16 protein-coding genes, 1 tRNA gene and 1 pseudogene are annotated in these 16,331 nt (G+C 68.2%); 6 read left to right on the top strand and 12 right to left on the bottom strand.

Annotation, left to right across the window (positions count from 1 at the left end):
- The 3 genes from ABD140_RS33810 to ABD140_RS33800 all read right to left on the bottom strand — a co-directional run.
- A partial coding sequence (locus ABD140_RS33810) for a Stp1/IreP family PP2C-type Ser/Thr phosphatase (protein WP_344245901.1) occupies positions 1-979 on the bottom strand: 979 nt, incomplete at its 3' end.
- Complete coding sequence (locus ABD140_RS33805; protein ID WP_344245899.1) at positions 976-1,518, bottom strand: FHA domain-containing protein FhaB/FipA; 543 nt, start codon at positions 1,516-1,518, stop codon at positions 976-978. The genes ABD140_RS33810 and ABD140_RS33805, both read right to left, overlap by 4 nt.
- A 9-nt stretch (positions 1,519-1,527) precedes the next feature.
- Positions 1,528-2,268: an FHA domain-containing protein gene (locus ABD140_RS33800; RefSeq protein WP_344245897.1), complete on the bottom strand. Its 741-nt coding sequence runs from the start codon at positions 2,266-2,268 to the stop codon at positions 1,528-1,530.
- A 129-nt stretch (positions 2,269-2,397) separates the two neighbouring features.
- Here ABD140_RS33800 and ABD140_RS33795 point away from each other — a divergent pair.
- Positions 2,398-2,480, top strand: a tRNA-Leu gene (locus ABD140_RS33795).
- Positions 2,481-2,716: 236 nt separating this feature from the next.
- On the opposite strand, the gene ABD140_RS33790 is transcribed toward ABD140_RS33795, so the two are convergent.
- Positions 2,717-4,522 carry a hypothetical protein gene (locus ABD140_RS33790; protein WP_344245895.1) on the bottom strand — a complete coding sequence of 602 codons (1,806 nt, stop codon included), beginning with the start codon at positions 4,520-4,522 and terminating at the stop codon, positions 2,717-2,719.
- A complete protein-coding gene (locus tag ABD140_RS33785; RefSeq protein WP_344245893.1) occupies positions 4,519-5,433 on the bottom strand; it encodes a hypothetical protein in 915 nt (304 codons plus the stop codon). The genes ABD140_RS33790 and ABD140_RS33785 overlap by 4 nt, the downstream gene beginning before the upstream one ends.
- A 177-nt stretch (positions 5,434-5,610) precedes the next feature.
- Between ABD140_RS33785 and ABD140_RS33780 the strand changes: the two genes are divergently transcribed.
- The gene (locus tag ABD140_RS33780; RefSeq protein WP_344245891.1) at positions 5,611-5,916 is read left to right on the top strand and encodes a hypothetical protein; all 306 of its coding nucleotides are present in this window, start codon (positions 5,611-5,613) and stop codon (positions 5,914-5,916) included.
- Between the two features lie 130 nt (positions 5,917-6,046).
- On the opposite strand, the gene ABD140_RS33775 is transcribed toward ABD140_RS33780, so the two are convergent.
- Positions 6,047-7,027 carry a hypothetical protein gene (locus tag ABD140_RS33775; protein WP_344245889.1) on the bottom strand — a complete coding sequence of 327 codons (981 nt, stop codon included), beginning with the start codon at positions 7,025-7,027 and terminating at the stop codon, positions 6,047-6,049.
- A 359-nt stretch (positions 7,028-7,386) separates the two neighbouring features.
- Positions 7,387-8,229, bottom strand: coding sequence for a hypothetical protein (locus ABD140_RS33770; RefSeq protein ID WP_157963534.1), 843 nt, complete (start codon positions 8,227-8,229; stop codon positions 7,387-7,389).
- An 807-nt stretch (positions 8,230-9,036) separates the two neighbouring features.
- Between ABD140_RS33770 and ABD140_RS33765 the strand changes: the two genes are divergently transcribed.
- Positions 9,037-9,543 (top strand): VOC family protein, encoded by a 507-nt coding sequence (locus ABD140_RS33765; RefSeq protein ID WP_106396702.1) that lies wholly within the window; start codon positions 9,037-9,039, stop codon positions 9,541-9,543.
- Positions 9,540-9,893: a VOC family protein gene (locus tag ABD140_RS33760; RefSeq protein WP_106396701.1), complete on the top strand. Its 354-nt coding sequence runs from the start codon at positions 9,540-9,542 to the stop codon at positions 9,891-9,893. Before ABD140_RS33765 ends, ABD140_RS33760 begins: the two co-directional genes overlap by 4 nt.
- Positions 9,894-10,045: 152 nt before the next feature.
- Here the strand turns inward: ABD140_RS33760 and ABD140_RS33755 are convergent, their stop codons facing one another.
- The 4 genes from ABD140_RS33755 to ABD140_RS33740 form a co-directional block, all read right to left on the bottom strand.
- Positions 10,046-10,393 (bottom strand): hypothetical protein, encoded by a 348-nt coding sequence (locus tag ABD140_RS33755; RefSeq protein ID WP_344245885.1) that lies wholly within the window; start codon positions 10,391-10,393, stop codon positions 10,046-10,048.
- A 419-nt stretch (positions 10,394-10,812) separates the two neighbouring features.
- Positions 10,813-11,775, bottom strand: a complete 963-nt coding sequence (locus ABD140_RS33750) for a hypothetical protein (protein WP_106396699.1) — start codon at positions 11,773-11,775, stop codon at positions 10,813-10,815.
- A 320-nt stretch (positions 11,776-12,095) separates the two neighbouring features.
- The gene (locus ABD140_RS33745; RefSeq protein WP_344245883.1) at positions 12,096-13,040 is read right to left on the bottom strand and encodes an NAD-dependent epimerase/dehydratase family protein; all 945 of its coding nucleotides are present in this window, start codon (positions 13,038-13,040) and stop codon (positions 12,096-12,098) included.
- Positions 13,037-13,426 (bottom strand): hypothetical protein, encoded by a 390-nt coding sequence (locus ABD140_RS33740; RefSeq protein ID WP_106396697.1) that lies wholly within the window; start codon positions 13,424-13,426, stop codon positions 13,037-13,039. The genes ABD140_RS33745 and ABD140_RS33740 overlap by 4 nt, the downstream gene beginning before the upstream one ends.
- Before the next feature lie 86 nt (positions 13,427-13,512).
- Between ABD140_RS33740 and sigJ the strand changes: the two genes are divergently transcribed.
- Entirely contained in the window at positions 13,513-14,463 is a 951-nt protein-coding gene (gene sigJ / locus ABD140_RS33735) for an RNA polymerase sigma factor SigJ (protein ID WP_425544180.1), read from the top strand.
- A 303-nt stretch (positions 14,464-14,766) separates the two neighbouring features.
- Positions 14,767-15,548: pseudogene (locus tag ABD140_RS33730) on the top strand (transposase family protein).
- Positions 15,549-15,738: 190 nt separating this feature from the next.
- On the opposite strand, the gene ABD140_RS33725 reads toward ABD140_RS33730, so the two are convergent.
- Entirely contained in the window at positions 15,739-16,236 is a 498-nt protein-coding gene (locus tag ABD140_RS33725; protein WP_344245878.1) for a DoxX family protein, read from the bottom strand.
- Between the last annotated feature and the right edge of the window lie 95 nt (positions 16,237-16,331).

The following is a 16,331-nucleotide window of genomic DNA, read 5'->3' as shown; positions in this document are numbered from 1 at the left end:
CTCCGGCCGCCTGGTAGGGCTGCTGCGGCACGGCCATGTCGGGGGCCGGGGCGGGCGGCGGCGCGTGTTCGCCGTTCGGCTGCAGCGCCGGTTGCGGGAGGGTGTCGCGCAGGTGGTCGGCGGCACGCTGGGCCGGGGTGTCGGCGGGGCGCTGCTGCTGCGGCGGCTGGGCGGCCTGCGCGGCCTCCTGCGCCTTGCTGGCCGCGGCCCCGGCCAGCACCTGGCGCTCCTGGACGGGCGGCTCGGTGGCGAGGTCGACGACGTCGGCGACCACGCAGGTGATGTTGTCGGGGCCGCCGCCGCGGTTGGCCAGGTCGATCAGCTGCCGGATGGCGGCCTCGGGCGTCTCCTGGGCGGTGAGCACCTGGTGGATCGTCTCGGCGCTGACCACGCCGCTCAGGCCGTCGGAGCACAGCAGGTAGCGGTCGCCGATCTGGGCCTCGCGAAGGGAGAGGTCGGGCTCGACCTCGTTGCGGCCGTCCAGGGCGCGCAGCAGCAGGGAGCGCTGCGGGTGGGTGGCCGCGTCGTCCAGGCTGATCCTGCCCTCGTCGACCAGCGACTGCACCAGGGTGTGGTCGTGGGTGATCTGGAACAGCTCGCCGTTGCGCAGCAGGTAGGCGCGGGAGTCGCCGATGTGGGCGAGCGCGACCTGGCTGCCCGACCAGAGCATGGCGGTCAGGGTGGTGCCCATGCCCTGCAGGGACGGGTCGCCCTCCACCATGTGGTGCAGCTTGTCGTTGGCGGCCTTGACCGAGTGCTCCAGCGCGACCAGGAGCTGGTCGGCGGGCACCTCGGTGTCCAGCTTGCGCAGGGTCTCGATCGCCGCGGCGCTGGCGATCTCGCCGCCGACGTGGCCGCCCATGCCGTCGGCGACGGCCAGCAGCCGGGCCCCGGCGTAGCCGGAGTCCTCGTTGCCCTCGCGGAGCATGCCCACGTCGGAGCGGGCGGCGTAGCGGATGCCGATACGTGGAGTGTTCATTTGCGCAACTCGATTACGGTCTTGCCGATACGCACCGGGACGCCGACAGGGAGTTGGACGGGCCGGGCCGGGACCACCTTCGAACGGCCCAGGTAGGTGCCGTTCGTGGAGTTCAGGTCCTCGAGGATCCAGCCGGCGTCCTGCCGGAGGATCCGGGCGTGCCGGCTCGAGGCGTAGTCGTCGGAGACCACCAGGGTGGAGTCGGGGGCGCGGCCGATGGTGATCGGCCCGGAGGCGGCCAGATCGATGCGGGTACCGGTCAGCGGCCCTTCGGTGACGACCAGGAAGGAGGGTTCGTTCGACGGCTGCGGCTGTTGCTGCTGCGACTGCTGCCGTGGCTGAGGGGGCGCCTCCGGCTGGCGCTGCTGCTGCCTGGCCCGGTCCTGGGCCGTCTGCCGGGGCTGTCTGGGAGGTCGGCTGGCTGCCCGTTCGGCGGCCCGGGAGCCGAAGAGGTCGGCTCGGATCACACCCACCGCGGCGATGACGAAGAGCCACAGCACCACGAGGAACGCGATCTTGATGAGCGTCAAGGTGATCATCGAGGGGTGTTACTCCCGGTCGCGGCGGAACACGAGGTTGGTCCGGCCGATCGTGATCCGGGTGCCGTCGATGAGGGAGACTCGTCGGATCGGCTGACCGTTCACGAAACTGCCGTTGGTAGACCCTAGATCCACGAGCACGATTTCGGGACCTTCTACACGGATCTCTGCGTGATGGCGTGACACTCCGGGATCCACCAACCGCAGATCGCAGTCGGTGCCCCGGCCCAGGAGCGTCACCGGAGTGGTGATGTCATAGGACTGGTGGGCCCCGTCGCCCGTGGTGACGTCGAGCCGGGGGCGTCCGGGGAAGGCGCTGCCCCGGCCCTGCGGCTGGTCGGTCGCCGGCCGGCGGATCTCGTTGTTCTCGATGGTCGAGCCCCGCACGACGCCCGAGCGTATGCGGAACATGCCGGTGCTCAGGTCGCCCGCGGGCTCGAACCGCACCCGTACCGGCCCCACGAACGAGAAGCCCTGCTCCTTGGCGTACTCCCGCGCCAGATTGGCCAGTTCCTGACTCAGGCTGTCGGCGTACACCTCCAGCCGCTGGCCGTCCGGCTGCGAGATCTCGACGACGAAGTCGTTCGGCACCAGGGTCCGGCCCTGCGCCACGATCGCGGCGCGCTCGTCCATCTCCCGTTGCACCGCACTGGCCACCTCGACCGGCTGCAACTCGGACTTGAACGCCCGCGCGAAGGCACCCTCGACCATGCCCTCAAGCCGACGTTCGAAGCGCTGTAGGACGCCCACCGGGCACCTCCTCTCCCTGCTAGTCAGACGATCGTATCCGGGGGAAGGTTCAGGACCCGCCGTCGTTCGCAAACCACCCCCGGAGACGTGCTAATCTTTTGAAGCGCCGCCGGAAACGGCCAAAAGCAAGGGCGAGTGGCGGAACGGCAGACGCGCACGGTTCAGGTCCGTGTGCCCGAAAGGGTGTGAGGGTTCAAATCCCTCCTCGCCCACCCTGGGGTGCCGACGAAAGTCGGGCCCACCGCGTGGCGGAACGGCCCCGACGCGAAAGCGTCGGGCCCGTTCGGCTTTTCTGCGATCTTTCGTGGCCGTGTCCGGCGACTGTTTTCCCGGTGGGGCTCGGTTCAGGGGCGGGTCTTGTCTGTTATGCCTTGTTTGTGCCGTGGTTGTGGGCGTGCTGAAGCCCGGAGGCCGTGGGTGGGCGTCCGGGCGGTCGAGGGTGTTGTGGTCAGGTGGCGGGGCTGGTTTCGATGTAGCCCTTGGGTGTCCACTCGCTGAGGTTGCGGGTTCGTCGGCGGGGTGTGCGGCGGCGTGGTTTGCCGGTGGGGCCGGGGAGGCTGTCGGCCCACATGGTGATCTTTCTGGTGTTGGCGTGTGCGAGCTGGAAGGCCAGCAGGAGGCTTTGGGCGGCGATGCCGCGGACGCGGCGCCCTTGGGCGCGTTCGATGGCTTCTCTGGCGTCGTCTTTGGCGTAGCCGTTCATGCCTTCGGTGGCGTTGCGCAAGGTGGCGTAGGCGTGTTGCCATTCGGGGCTGCCGTAGGTGAGGGGCTGCCACTGCTTGGCGCCGTGTTTGGGGGCCACGGTGATGGCGGTCTGTTCGCAGATCAGGGGCGGTTTGACGGGGCTGGGAGGTATGGCGACGAGGGGCAGTCGGGGGTTTTTGCCCATGCTGGTGGGTTTGAGGGGGCATTGGAGGCGGCCTGCGGTGGCTGGGCACATGTAGCGGTGGTGGCCGTCTGAGGGTTTGGCGCGGCCTTTGGGCGCGAGCTGGTAGGGGGTGCGGGCGTCGGCGCGGGCGCGCCAGGTGGCCTGGTCGATCTTCGCGGGGTCGTTCTTGCGGCGGTACAGGTCTTGGGTCGCGGAGATCAGTTGAGGGGGCGTGTGCGGGCAGTACCAGGAGCCTTCGACCTGGAGGGCTCCGTAGACCTGGCTCTGGACGCCGAATTGTTTTACGGAGTAGTTGTAGACAGGGCTGAATCCCAGGCTGCGCAGCGGGAGCTGGTAATGCTCGGGAAGGGAGTTGTTGTAGGAGTTGTCGGCGGCCACGTAGCCGGTGGGGTATCCGCGGCGGACGATGTCGGCAAGGACGGCGGTCCCGTTGGCGCCGGGGCTGTGGCCTGGCCGTGCGAGCTTCATCCCCAGGATCAGGGCGGGGAGCGGGGGCGCGCCGGGTGGATGTGCTGCGGAGGGTGTGATGGCGTGGGTGACGGCGAGGGCCGCGTCGTAGCCGTAGAGGTACTTGGGTTTGCGGGAGCGGTTGCTGTTCTCTTCCGGGAGAGGGGTTGCGGGGTTGGGGTGGTCGGGGTCGGCGTGGTCGCCGTGGCGGACGTACCAGCCGGCGTCGGGGTCGGTCGACAGGTAGGGGCCTTTGCTGCGGATGCCGCGGGAGGGGGTGGCGATGACGGTGGCGTCCAGGCCGAGGGAGCCGTCCGCGGCCTCCAGCAGCGGGCGGACGGGTTGCAGTGAGGCTTCCAGGACCTGGTTGCAGGCGAAGGTCAGCAGTTCATCTCGGGCGGTCAGGGCCTTGTGGTCGGCGTTCTTCTCGATGCGGGCGGCTTCGGTTTTGAGCAGGCGCCTGTTCTTGGGCAGGGGTGAGGGGTCCAGGTGCCGCAGCAGGTCGTGGAAGATCCTGCGGACCACGGAGTAGGCGGCTTCGAATCCATCGAGGTCATCGGGTTTGTCGCGGAGTTTGAACCGGCGTCGCCACTGCTCGCCGATCCGCCAGTAGAGGATGTCGGTGACGTGGTTGAGGTGCAGGTGGCCGCCGCCGCTCTGGCGGCAGGCCAACTGGAGACCGACCAGGAGGCCTTCGACGGTGCAGGTGCGGGGCCGTCCGGTCTTGCGGGCCAGGAGCGGTTCGAAGGTTTCCAGCAGGCCGCTGGCGGCGACGAAGTCGACGGCCCGCTGGACTTCCCCATCGGAGATCTGGGTGCGTTCCTCCCGCAGGCTGAGCCAGCCGTGGCCTTTACCGCCCGGGTAGGTCTTGGCGACGGCCTCTTCGCGAAGGTCGGGCTCGTGCAGCGGGGCGGTCATTCCTGTCCTCGCAGCAGTGTCGCGGCGACCTCCGGGCCGACGTTGTGCACGTGGGTCAGGATGCGGCTGAGGCCGTGCAGGGTCTGCAGGCCCGCGGCGGCGACGATGACCGGTAGCGGCAGTCCTGCGTTGATCAAGGCGACCAGCCAGGTCGCCCGCAGTCGTGTGGTCTTGAGCGCCGGGGTGTCGGGGGCGGGATGGGCGCGGGAGACGAAGTTGGTGACGAGGTTGCCGCCTCGGTTCGCCACCTGTGGCCGCAGCAGGTACCGCTCGGGCTCGACGCGGGCGGCCTCTGCGGCCAGGATGCGCTCCCAAGGACGGCGGCAGACCACCATCCGGGCGCGTCTGCCCCGCACCGCCACGACCACCCCGTCGGTTGCGCGGACGTCGCGGGCCCGTAGCGGAAGGACGTCGCGGGAGTCCAGCCCACATCCCAGCCCGAGCGCCATCAACACCCTCAGCCCGCACCGAAGCTCCTCGGTGGGCTGCCCGGCCGCCCACGCCCACAATGCGGCCTGCTCGGCCCGGCTGTAGGGCCGCGAGGCCGCCGATCCCGACAACCGCGCGGGCGTACCGGTCGCGCAGTCTCCTCCCAGTACCGCTTCGCGCAGCCGCAGCAGTTTGGAGCGGTAGTTCGCCCGTGTGGCCTCCCCCAGGTGCGCGCATCCCACCAGCACGAACCGCTCGATGTACTCACGCGACAGCCAGGAGGCGGCCTCCAGCGGATAGCCCTCGGCGTCGGCGAACAGCGCCAGCTTGGCCATCACCCCCATCAGCTCGTCCTCCGCGTAAGGCACGGCCGGTGCCGCCAGCGCCACGGTCGCCCGCACCTGCCCCGCCACCCGCGGCCATCCCGGAGGGTCGCCCGCCGGAGCGTAGGTCTCGATCGCCGCCCCGCTCTTGTCCGCCATGTCCGCTCGCAGTCGGTGTGCCAGGAGGGAAGATCTTCCCCTCAAGATCACAACTGCCCGGATTGCGGGGGGTGCTACCCCATTCGCACCCCGTTTTTCGGTTTCGTCTGGGCTTTGTCGTCCACAATGTGGGTCGTGGCCGGTGACGAATCTCGTGCGAGAAGGCCCCGTGACTACGTGCTCGAGGGCGATTGGCCGCAGGCCGCCCTCGCTGACCATCACGGCGCGCGCGTGGCCCAGCAGCTGGCGGCCCGTCTGGCCGAGGCGATGGGCCGGCAGGCGGTGAGCGCCAAGCGGCTGGGCGCCCTCAGCGGTGTGAACCGGCAGACGATCGCCAACGTCCTGGCCGGAGCGGTGTGGCCCGACCTGATCACGATCGCGAACCTGGAGTTGGCGCTGCAGCGGCGGCTGTGGCCGGAGTTCCCGGAAAGAGCCCTGCTCGAAGGCAGCAGCCTCGAAGACGGCAGCGGATCGCATGGGTAGGTGTTCCTCATCTTCCGGGCACGCCGGAGGTCGAGCGGGCGCCGCTGCGGGCGTGCGGGCGGACACCGTCAGTCTTTTCCGCGCTGCCGGGCGGCCGGTGGTCTGAATCGCTGTGCGGAGCCGGTCACCATCAGAGCGTCCCGGTGCGCTCCTCGAGACGGCGCACGTCGGGCAGGTGCGAGGCCGGGGGCTGTGGTGCCGGGCCGCGCAGCAGCAGCGCGGCCCGGCCGGGATCGGCTTCGGGCAGGTAGGGAAGCACCCGGGCCAGGGTCTTGAGGGCCAGCTCACCGGAGCCGCACTGCGCGGCGATCGAAGTGAACGGCGTACGCGCCAGGAGCAGATCGGTGAACCAGGTGGCGTGCAGCCGGCTCACCAGGAGAGGCGGGGCATCGGTGTGCTCGCAGCGGCGGACCAGTTCGGAGACCAGAGCGCTCGTCCGCCTGGCCCGCCCTGGTTGGAACAGGTATTCCTGCGGGCGCATCCCGGTGATCTCGGCGCGCAGGACGTCCTCCCAGCCGTGCAGGCACACCGCGGGCGCACTGCCTCCCGGCAGGTCGAGCCGGACGGTCCCGTCCTCGGCCGCAGACCTCACGTCGCAGACCCGCAGGTCGACAATTCTCCGCGTCGGCAGTCCGCACCCGTATCCCAGGCACAGCAGCATCCGGTGCCCCCGCTTCAGTTGCTCGGTGCGTTGGCCGGTCGCGCACCACCACAACGCCGTCAGCTCGACCGCCGTGTAGGGGCGCCACCTGCTCGAAGCCCACAGACCTGCCTGGCCGCTGCTGCCGTACACGATGCGGGCCAGCCGTTCCAGCTCCCTGCGGAACTGTTCGCGGGTGCTGCGCCTGAGGCCACCGCACCCGCTCTCGCAGAACCGGTCGATCAGCTCTGTGCCCAGCAGCGTCGAGAACCCGACCGGACGGTCGGCGTTGTAGACGAAGGCCGCCAGACGGGCCACCAGCCGCATCAGCTGCCGAGCCCGCTGGGGATCTGGCGGGTCGACGGCGGCGACGATCCGCCGCACCACCTGCGCCGTGGCCGCCCAGGCCGCCGACCACTCCGCTGGCCGGAACCCCTGAATCGCCGCAGCTATCTCCCACCGATAGCCCAAGACGCCGGGCTCGGCGGTGTCCCGGCCGGGTGCTCTCCTGTGCTGACCACGTTCCTCGGAGCCGGGCCGCTTCACAGCCGAGAAATCGGGCGAATGATTCACAAAACCCCTCGTGATATGCCGTAGTGCCCACAAGGCGGACACACTTAGCTCACGGCAGGGCACGAAAAGCGACCACACCGGGACATCGCCCGGTATGGTCGGGGGTGGCCCTGCCGTTCGGTGAAAACCCAGCAGCTATTCGGTGCTGGGGTGACGGTTGCGGTGCCGGCTCGCCGCCGGGTGGCAGCCCAGCGGCGAGCCCCTTTTCACAGGACTCGGGACCATCTCATGGTCTCTGCCGTGAGATGGCCACACGTCTACATGGCCCTCCCCGAAGCGTGGGGCTGCTGGACGTACTGGTACCGCCCGCTCGAGCACGCCGACATCCGCCCCTGCTCGACCAGTTCCTTCAGCACACGGCGCAGCGCGTCCTGGTCCAGGATCGCGAGTTCATCGGCGATCTGGTGGGGCCGGAACTTCCGGTCGGGACTCTCGCGTACGTACGCCAGCACCTGGGACACATCGATGGAGTCGGCCTGAGTGCGGGACCTGCGCGAGGACCTGCCCGGAGCATCGGCTGAAGGCGTTTCCCCACTTGGGTCGGCTTCCTGGTGGGGCCCGCTCTGCGCAGCCCGAGAGGAGGCGGCGAGCGACTGGTAGGCCCCGTCGGCGTTCTTGCGAAGACGCCCGCGCTTTTCCATGTACTTCATCAACGACCGCACCTTGGCGGTCTCATCGTTGCCCTCATCGTTCCAGCCCAGTAGCTCAGCGATCTCCCGGGGACGGAATTCACGATCGGGGTGCCGGTCGACGACCTCCTGGATCTGGTCGCAACGGCTGAGCGGGGCATCTGCAGGCTCCCCGTCCCTATCGGCCGAGGACTGCGCATCGGTCGGCGGGGGATCGGCGGATCCGGTGGAGGAGCCTGCTTCTTGCGCTGCGTTCGCTGTGTCCAAGACCAGCTGGGTCAGAACATCCTTGGACTGTGCCAGGAAGGCCAGTCGGCTCTCGCAGCGCTCCAGGGCGGTCTCCGCATCACTGATAGTGATGCGGAGACCGGCCTGCCGAGCTTGAAGCACTTGGATGTCGCCCTCGACGTGCTCCAGCGCGTCGGTGAACGCCTGACGGGAAGCGCTCACCGAATGCGTGTAATTGACCACAGAGCAGAGCGTAACGTTCCCGGGGTGCCGCTGGGCGGTCATTCGCATCACCGCCTCCACACGGTTGTGGCAGCACTGCCGATCCGGGGCTTACGCAGGCAGTGAAACCCACTGCTACGGCTGCCTCCCAGCCCGGATCCGGATGCAGATATCCCTTGGTAAGACACTTGCAAGAGCGGCTGCAGGGCTGTCCTACACGGCTTCTGCGGGGAAAGCGGGAGCCTCACTCGCATCGATGAGGCCGCTGCAGGCCGCGGCCGCAGGGATGCCATGCCCGCAATCCTTCTGCGGGAGTAGTGGTCCACTGGCGAAGGGCTACCCGGAGGTCTAGCGGTTGCGTTGCCACATGGCAGCCCATCCGCCGAGGGCCAAGGCGAGCGCGCCGATCACCAGTAGCCATCCCCAGCCGATGCCTTCCTCTTGGGAAGGTCGTACCGGCGGAAGCGAACTTGAACTGCCCGGCGATCGGATGCCCGGCAGCGGGTACCCCAGGTAGGCCAGGGCGTAGATGGGGTCCAGTGCTGGAACCCACATAAACCCAGGATCCACAACGAGTAGATCTTGGGTGGTCGATGTACCGGGCAACGGCCCCTTATTCGGTACATCGGGTTACGGGTGCACTCCATGACACCGCTCTTACGGACACCCGAACCGGGGAGTCCGGTTTCGTCTTCTCTGATCTAATTTCAATGGCTTTTGCTGACAATGTGCCCATTTTGGGTTTTTGGCGATGGTCGTGGCGATCGGTGGGAGAGAGTGCTGATCAGAGGCCGGGCCGCTCGGGGAGAGGCAGGGAGGTGGGGTTCGGTGCCGGAGGTACTCGGTTACGCCTGGGGCAGACCGTCATGGTCAGGGCTGCACAGCTCCGACATCGAGGCGTCCAAGGCGTTCTACGGGATGCTGTTCGGCTGGGAGTCCTATGTGCTGAGCAGTGATCTGGTGGGCGACTACACGGTCTTCACCCTGCCGGGTCCGACGGGAGGCGAGGTGAGCGGGATGTCGGCCACGACCGATTCTTCTTCACCCGCGACCTGGCTGCTCTACTTCCAGACCCCCGATTCGCAGGAGTCCTTGCAGCGGGTGCCGGACCTCGGCGGGCGGGTGCTGCTGCCGCCGACCGAGATGGAGGACCTGGGCCTGCTGGGCTTGGCCCAGGACGCAGAGGGAGTGGAGTTCGGCCTGTGGCAACCCTACCGCCACCAGGGAGCCTCGGTGGTCGACGAGCCTGGTGCCTTGTCCTGGGTCGAGTTGGCCAGCCGTGACCTGTCGGCGCCTGTGGCTTCTATGAGGAACTCCTGGGCTGGAGGTCGGTGAGCCGGTCCGAGGACCGCCTGGTGTGGGCCGACCGGGACGGTCCCGTGGCCGACGCGATGGCCATGGGTGATCGGTGGCCGCCGACGGCTGCGCCCCACTGGGTACCGCACTTCACGGTGGACGACTGCGATGAGGCCGCCGCCCGGGCGGTCGAGGTCTGCGCTCAGATCCGCACCGCCCCCGTCGACCGGGACCAGGGCCGGTTCTGCGATCTGATCGACCCGCAAGGCGCCCACCTGGCTCTGCTCTGCCCGCCTCGCGGCAAGGCTTCCCTGCTGAGCTTCCAGAGCCTGCTACGCCCTTTCAAGGGAAAGAACCTGCGCACTCGCCCTCCGCAAGGACCCTCGTAGGGGCTGACCCCCATGGGTTCAACACCTATATGGCCATGCGTCTCTGCTGGCGGGGCCTGTGCGATGGTTCTGTAGGTCGCTTTCATCGGATGAAGGATTCCTTCATCTAGCGTAAGCAGACGTGTCGTGGACAAGAATGGCTATCACATACATCAGAGCCTGCCCAACACGCTGACCAGCGGCTCTGCCGCGACGATGGTCGCGCGGCTTGCGATGTATCCGTTACATCGGACACTCAAGATCCGCTCATTGCGGCTTTTGGGCTTATGCGGGCTGGGCTCCAGGAACGCCGTGGCGGAGAAAGAGCGCCTTTTGGTGACGGGGTCGACGGTGTGCGGGGGCAGGCAGATGCCTCGCCCGGCGGCGGAGGACAGCGTGCGGCTGACCGAGCTGGGATGCACGCCCAGCAGGCGGGCGAGCTGGGCCGCGCACCGCGCGTCGTCGGCCACGAGCTCCAGCTCTATGCCCGGGACGGTCTCGCCGCCGTGTGCGTCTTCCATGTCCGGGTGTGTGCTCGCCCAGGCCCCAAGGGCGCCCTCGAAACTCGCAATGATCGTTGCGGGATTTGAACCCACGGTCTTTCCCGGTTTCCGGGCCCAGGTGACCTTCCTCCTCGATTCCCCGGTGGTCTGGAGGTCTGGGCTGCTGGCGGTGCGGTCGATGGGCGTCGCCGACCTTGTACCTGCATGTCATGTCTCGGGCCCGGCGGCGCTTGACGCCGTGGGAGTCGATCTGGACCGCGAAGGTGTTCGGCCGGTGGGCTCATGGTTCCTCTGGCGGGGCACGGCGGCATGGACGGCTGACGCCGGAGGGCAGCAGGTCAGCGGCCAGTCGTCCCACGCTCGGGGACGGAGGTTCTTCCACCCGTGGTCCTTAGGATTGAGGACATTCCTCCAGCCGGGTTACTGGGGCAGGGCGCTTATTCGAGTCCTGTGGTATTCCTTATCGGCGCTTTGTCTTTTCTCCGGGCGACACGCAGGATGGCGGCCATGAAGATCAGGCCGACGGCGATGCCCAAGGCGTGTTGAATGACTGCGACCATCGTGTATTCGGCGGTCACGAAACCTCCGGGCTGCAGGATCACCATCGGCAGCTTCCAACTGCTCCACGCGAATAGCGAGCCTGAAGCCCCGAAGGCCAGCGTCATGGGGATCCACCGCCGAAGCCGGGCCGGTCGGCAGCGCGTGAGTGTCCAGGTGCTCCAAGCTCCGAGCAGGGCCCACAGTCCCGAACTCGCGTTCAGCAATCGCCCGTTGAGATCCCAGCGGTCGCGATGAGCCGGGTCGAGGCCCAGCGTCCCGCCCAGCGCCCAGTAGGACCAGGCCAGTCCCAGCCCGGAAGCCACCGCCATCGCCATCGTGACCAGGGCCCATGAGCGGGCAGGGCCGTCCCCGACGCGGCCGAGGAAGGCCTTCGGCCATCTCTCCCTCAGGTAGATCGGCAAGGCCACGGCCAGCCCCACGGCCATACCGGCGAAGCCGATGGTGAGGAAGACCGTCTCCCCTCGCGGAGCCGAGGCGGAGTCCTCACCGCCACCCAGATCGACCCCGAGTGCGCCGAGGACGCCTTTGATCACCGAGTAGGGAAGCATCGGGACCAGGAAGCCCGCACCCACCCAGGAAAAGAAGATCACCGGCATGGCCGGCAGCCGACGGCCCCATCGCTGTGCCAGCGCCAGCCCCAGTGCGATCCCGGTCATCGCCATCACCACGGTGACGATGTTCAGTAGCACCCAGTCGGCGGTGCCGTAGTCGTCCGGACCGTGCCCGAGCAGCGCCGCAGCGACCCAGATGAGCTTGACCGCCAGGTAGAGCGACATGCTGAGGGCCGCGGCATAGCCCGCGAGCCTGCGCACCGCGCTCCATCGCGCGCGCGCACTCATCTCGGCAGGAAACTCACCAGAACCTTGTGTCACCTGAACCTGCCTTCCAAGTGTGTTGATCTAGACGCGTTCGAGTCTTGCGGGGCGTCGACCGGGCGAGATCCCCCCACGGTGTGGAACGCCGGCGCTTTCTCCCCCGTACGGGGGAGAAGGATCGCCCTTTGGGCCGCCTGACTTCGGAGCCCTGGTCATGTCGCGGTTCTGCCGCCATGAGCCGATGCTCGACCGATCCGGTTCGTTCGTTCGGCCGTTCTGTCCGTGGACTCCCACCTGGTCCTGCCGGGCGTCCTGGAGTTCGAACGAGTCGTCCTCTGCTGGACTCAGTGGTCACTGGCCGTCCTTGCAACCAGCGCGGCCAGGCCGTCGCGGCAGGAGGGGTAGCGGGGCGTCCAGCCCAGCTCGTCGATGGCGCGCCGGTTGGACAAGCGGATGCGGGTGGTGACCATCAGAGCGCGCAGGTACGGCAGCGCGGTGAGGAGGTTGCTGGGCACCCGCCGTGGAGGAGGCGCCCCCGCGGCTTGTGCGACGGCGCGGAGGTAGTCCTCAAAAGTGACCGGATGGTCATCCACGATGTTGTACGGCTGGCCGGGGCGCCCCCGGTGCAGTGCGGCGACGGTGGCCGAGGCGGCGTCGTGGATGTGGACGAGCGAGACGGTACCGCTGGGGCTCGGGACGGGCAGCCGGCGTCGCCGGGCGAGGTGGATCAGCCGCCGGGTGGCGGGCTCCGGACCGTAGAACATGCCATAACGCAGGGCGACGCCGTCGATGCCCGGGGTGCCGAAGACCTGGCCCTCGTTGCTGCGCAGGGAGATCATGTGCCGGTCGAAGCCTCGGTGGCCGGTGCGGACGGCGAAGGGGTGGTCCTCGTCCAGCAACTGCTCGCCGTGGTCGCGATAGCCGTACCCGAGGAAGAACGACTGGGTGAGGAAGCGACGGGCGCCGAGCTCGGCTGCGGCGCGCAGCAGGTGGGCGGTGCCGCGCTCGCGCAGCGCGTCGGTAGCGTACAGATGCCGGTGCAGGAACGGCACGCCGGTGATGGCGGTCGCCTGGTGGATCACCGCGTCGGCCCGTCGGCCTTCCAGGGCGGTCAGCAACTCCTCGACGTTCATGATGTCGGCTCGCACCGGCTGCGCGCCCAGCGTGGCCAGCCGGGCCGCGCTGGCGGCGGACCTGGTCAGGCCGAGCACGTGATGCCCCTCGGCCAGCAGCACGGGGATCAGGGCGGAGCCGAGTGCGCCGGTCGCGCCGGCCAACAGGACCCTCATGACCCCGCCTCCGCCCGGCCGCGCAGCTGCCGGATCCGCACGACCCAGGCCGCCAGCGCCATCGCGGAGACCGCCAGCAACGTCCACGGGTCGGAGGCGTTGCCACCCAGCGGCAAGTCGAAAGCGTGGTTGACGGCATGGAAGGTGTTGGTGAACACGAAACCGGCCAGGACCACGGCCAGGACGTCGCGCCAGCGCAGGGCGCACAGCATCATCAACCCGATCCCGATCTGGAACACGCCCGCGTCGTGCAGGAAGTGCACGTGATTGGGCCAGTTGGCGAAACGGGCGAAGCTCGCTGGATCCAGCCGGGCCCAGCATCCGGTGCTCAGCATGGTCGACGCCGCCAGCACCACCACGGCCTTGACCAGTCTGTCCTTGGACATCTGTCATGGTTCCTTTCCTCGCCTCTGCTCATGAGAGGCGAGGCGCATCCGGGGACGTGACACGGACGCCATGTGATCCAGGGCACATGTCACATCTGGGTCGCGAACCGCCTTATATGGGCAGGACATGGCATTCAAGGAGACAGATGGCCGCCGCGGACACCACCTTCAACCAACACAGGAACCTGTTGTTCACCCTCGCCTACGAGATCCTGGGCAGCGTGCACGACGCCGAGGACGTAGTGCAGGAATCCTGGCTGGCCTGGTCCTCCGTGGAGGCCGACCGGATCGAGCATCCCAAGGCGTACCTGGTGCGCATCGCGGTACGGCAAGCACTGGCACGCTCGCGCCGTCTGCGCGCGGCCCGGGAGGACTACGTGGGGCCCTGGCTACCGGAGCCTCTGCTCACCGAAGCCGACCCCACCGAAGCCGACCCTGCCGAGGCCGTCTCCCGGGCAGAAGAACTGACCTTCGGCCTGCTGGTGGTGCTGGAGACCCTCTCGCCTCTGGAACGGGCGGCCTTCGTGCTGCGCGAGGGATTCGGCTACGAGCACGCCGAGATCGCCCGCGTCCTGGAGCGATCCCCCGCAGCGGCCCGCCAGCTGATCCACCGCGCCCGCGAGCATGTCCAGGCGCGGCGGCCGCGCTTCCCCGCAGACCCCGACCTCGCGCGCCAGGCCGCCGAGCGTTTTTTGGCCGCCACGCTCGGCGGCCACCTCGGCGACCTGATGGATGTCCTCGCCCCCGACGTCACCCTGTGGACCGACGGCGGCGGCGCGGTGCGGGCCGCCCTACGCCCGGTGAGCGGGGCGGCCAAGGTGGCACGCCTACTCGCAAAGCTCGGCCCCCGCTATGGTCACCTGCGCACCCGCTGGCTCCCCGGTAGCCAGCCCACCGCGCTGCTGACGGCTGAGGATGAGCTGCTCGCGGTGCTGGTATTGGACCTGGACGCCGTCACCGCCAGGGCGCGGCACATTTACGGCATCGTCAACCCCGAAAAGCTCACCCACCTGTCGTCGGCCACCAGCTGCAGGTAACCGATGTTGGCTGGTTCAGCCGGCCGTAAGAGCCTGCTGACAAAGGATTTGGTCGCTGAGGCCGAGACCAGGGATGGCCGGTCGAGGGCACCCTCGAGTGCTACGTCTGCGGAGCGACGGCCTCAACGAACAAGCCTTCAGCGGTGCCGTTGGTTCAGCTGGTGATCACTGAGCGTCTTTCATCCTCGGCGGCGGGCGTTGGTCACGGCATGATCGCGACTTGAGGATTCGCTCCTGGACGCAGAGGAGCCCCTGGTAGGCGGGTTGATCACCACAATCACCTTGTCCCACCAGGAGCTTCTGATGCTGTTCTACCGCGCTGCGGTCGATTTGCCGCGCCCAATGCTGAACTACGTGGCCGCCATCGTCTGCCGCCACCGCCGGGCGATCAGGTCGCAGTGGCGGCGCCTGAACCCGGCCCAACAGGCATTGCTGGTGCTGGTCCACCTGCGCAAGGGCGAGACGTTCGCCCAGCTCGCAGCCGGATTCGGAGTCTCGGAGGCGACTGCGTGGCGCTACGTCGACGAAGTCGTCGCCCTGTGTCGGCCCGCTCGCCCAAACTCACAACAGCACTGCGCGCGGCCCGGAAGGACGGGCTGAGCCATCTGATTCTGGACGGCACCCTGATCCGCACCGACCGCGTGAAGGCCGACCGGCCCTACTTCTCGGTCAAACACCAGTGCCACGGGATGAACGTGCAGGTCATAGCCGCGCCCAACGGGCGGATCCTGTGGACGTCCGGGGCGATGCCGGGCAAGATCCACGACCTGACCGCCGCCCGCATCTGGGGCATCCTGCGCGAGCTGCAAAAGACAGGGATCCTCACCCTGGCGGATAAGGCCTATCAGGGTGCCGAGGCCGCAGTCGTCATCACTCCGTACAAGGGCAGGAACAAACCTGCAGGTCAGAAGCAGGCCAACCGCTCCCATGCCAAGCTCCGCGGGCCCGGCGAACACGCGAACGCGCAGCTGAAGTCATGGCGCATCCTGCACAGGCTGCGCTGCAGCCCCGCCAAGGCCGGCCACCTCGTCAAAGCGATCGCCGTCCTGCAGAACCACCGAACCGCTCAAGCCACCCGAGGATGAAAGAGGCTCAGTCTTCCGCTCAAGCGGGTGGAAAATGATCTTTCCTAGCGTGGAAACCGCTGACGACGGCCCGAGCGAAACGGCTGGTCACAGGGTTTCGTCGGTACCCCACCCTGGGGTGGCGACGAAAGTCGCCCCCACCGCGTGGCCGAACGGCCCCGACGCGAAAGCGTCGGGGCCGTTCGGTGTTTCATGATCTTTCGTAGCCGTGTCCGGTGACCGGTTCTCCGGTGAGGTCCTGGAGGCCGAAGGTTCCCCGCGGCTGTCTCGATTCCTGACCGACGCTCACCCCGTGCCCCTGCAGTTTCCTGTCCGCCGGTCTGAAGTACCAGGAAATCATCGTGAAAACCAGAAGGAAGAGTGCCGGAAGCAATTGGTACCAGGGGTCGCCGGAGGCGAGGTGCGAGAACATCCCTCCCGTGAGCAGGAAGAAGACACCCGCGTACGCCCACTCCTTGAGCAGCGGCTGCCCGGGGACCAGGAGCGCCAGCACTCCCAGGACCTTCCACATGCCAAGGATCGTGAGGACATAGACGGGATAGCCCAGTTCCGCAATGCCCCAGGCGTAGGGGGGAGCCAGTGCTTCCCTGCCCTCCGTCCTCAAGAGCTGCTGAATCCCGGAGCCGGCCAGTCCCGATGCGAGAACGAGGGTGGAAGCCCAGTAGGCGATCCTTTGTTTCTTTGGCATAAGGCATCGGCTCCCGGTCGGCTCGTGATCGGACGGCGTTAATCGTCAAGCTATTGCGGGCCGGGTGGACCGCGCTTCTCGATTCCTGATCAATC

It is taken from the genome of Actinocorallia libanotica (assembly GCF_039525175.1).
In the GTDB taxonomy this organism is placed as follows: domain Bacteria; phylum Actinomycetota; class Actinomycetes; order Streptosporangiales; family Streptosporangiaceae; genus Actinocorallia; species Actinocorallia libanotica.
This window is presented reverse-complemented; position numbering and strand designations above follow the sequence as displayed.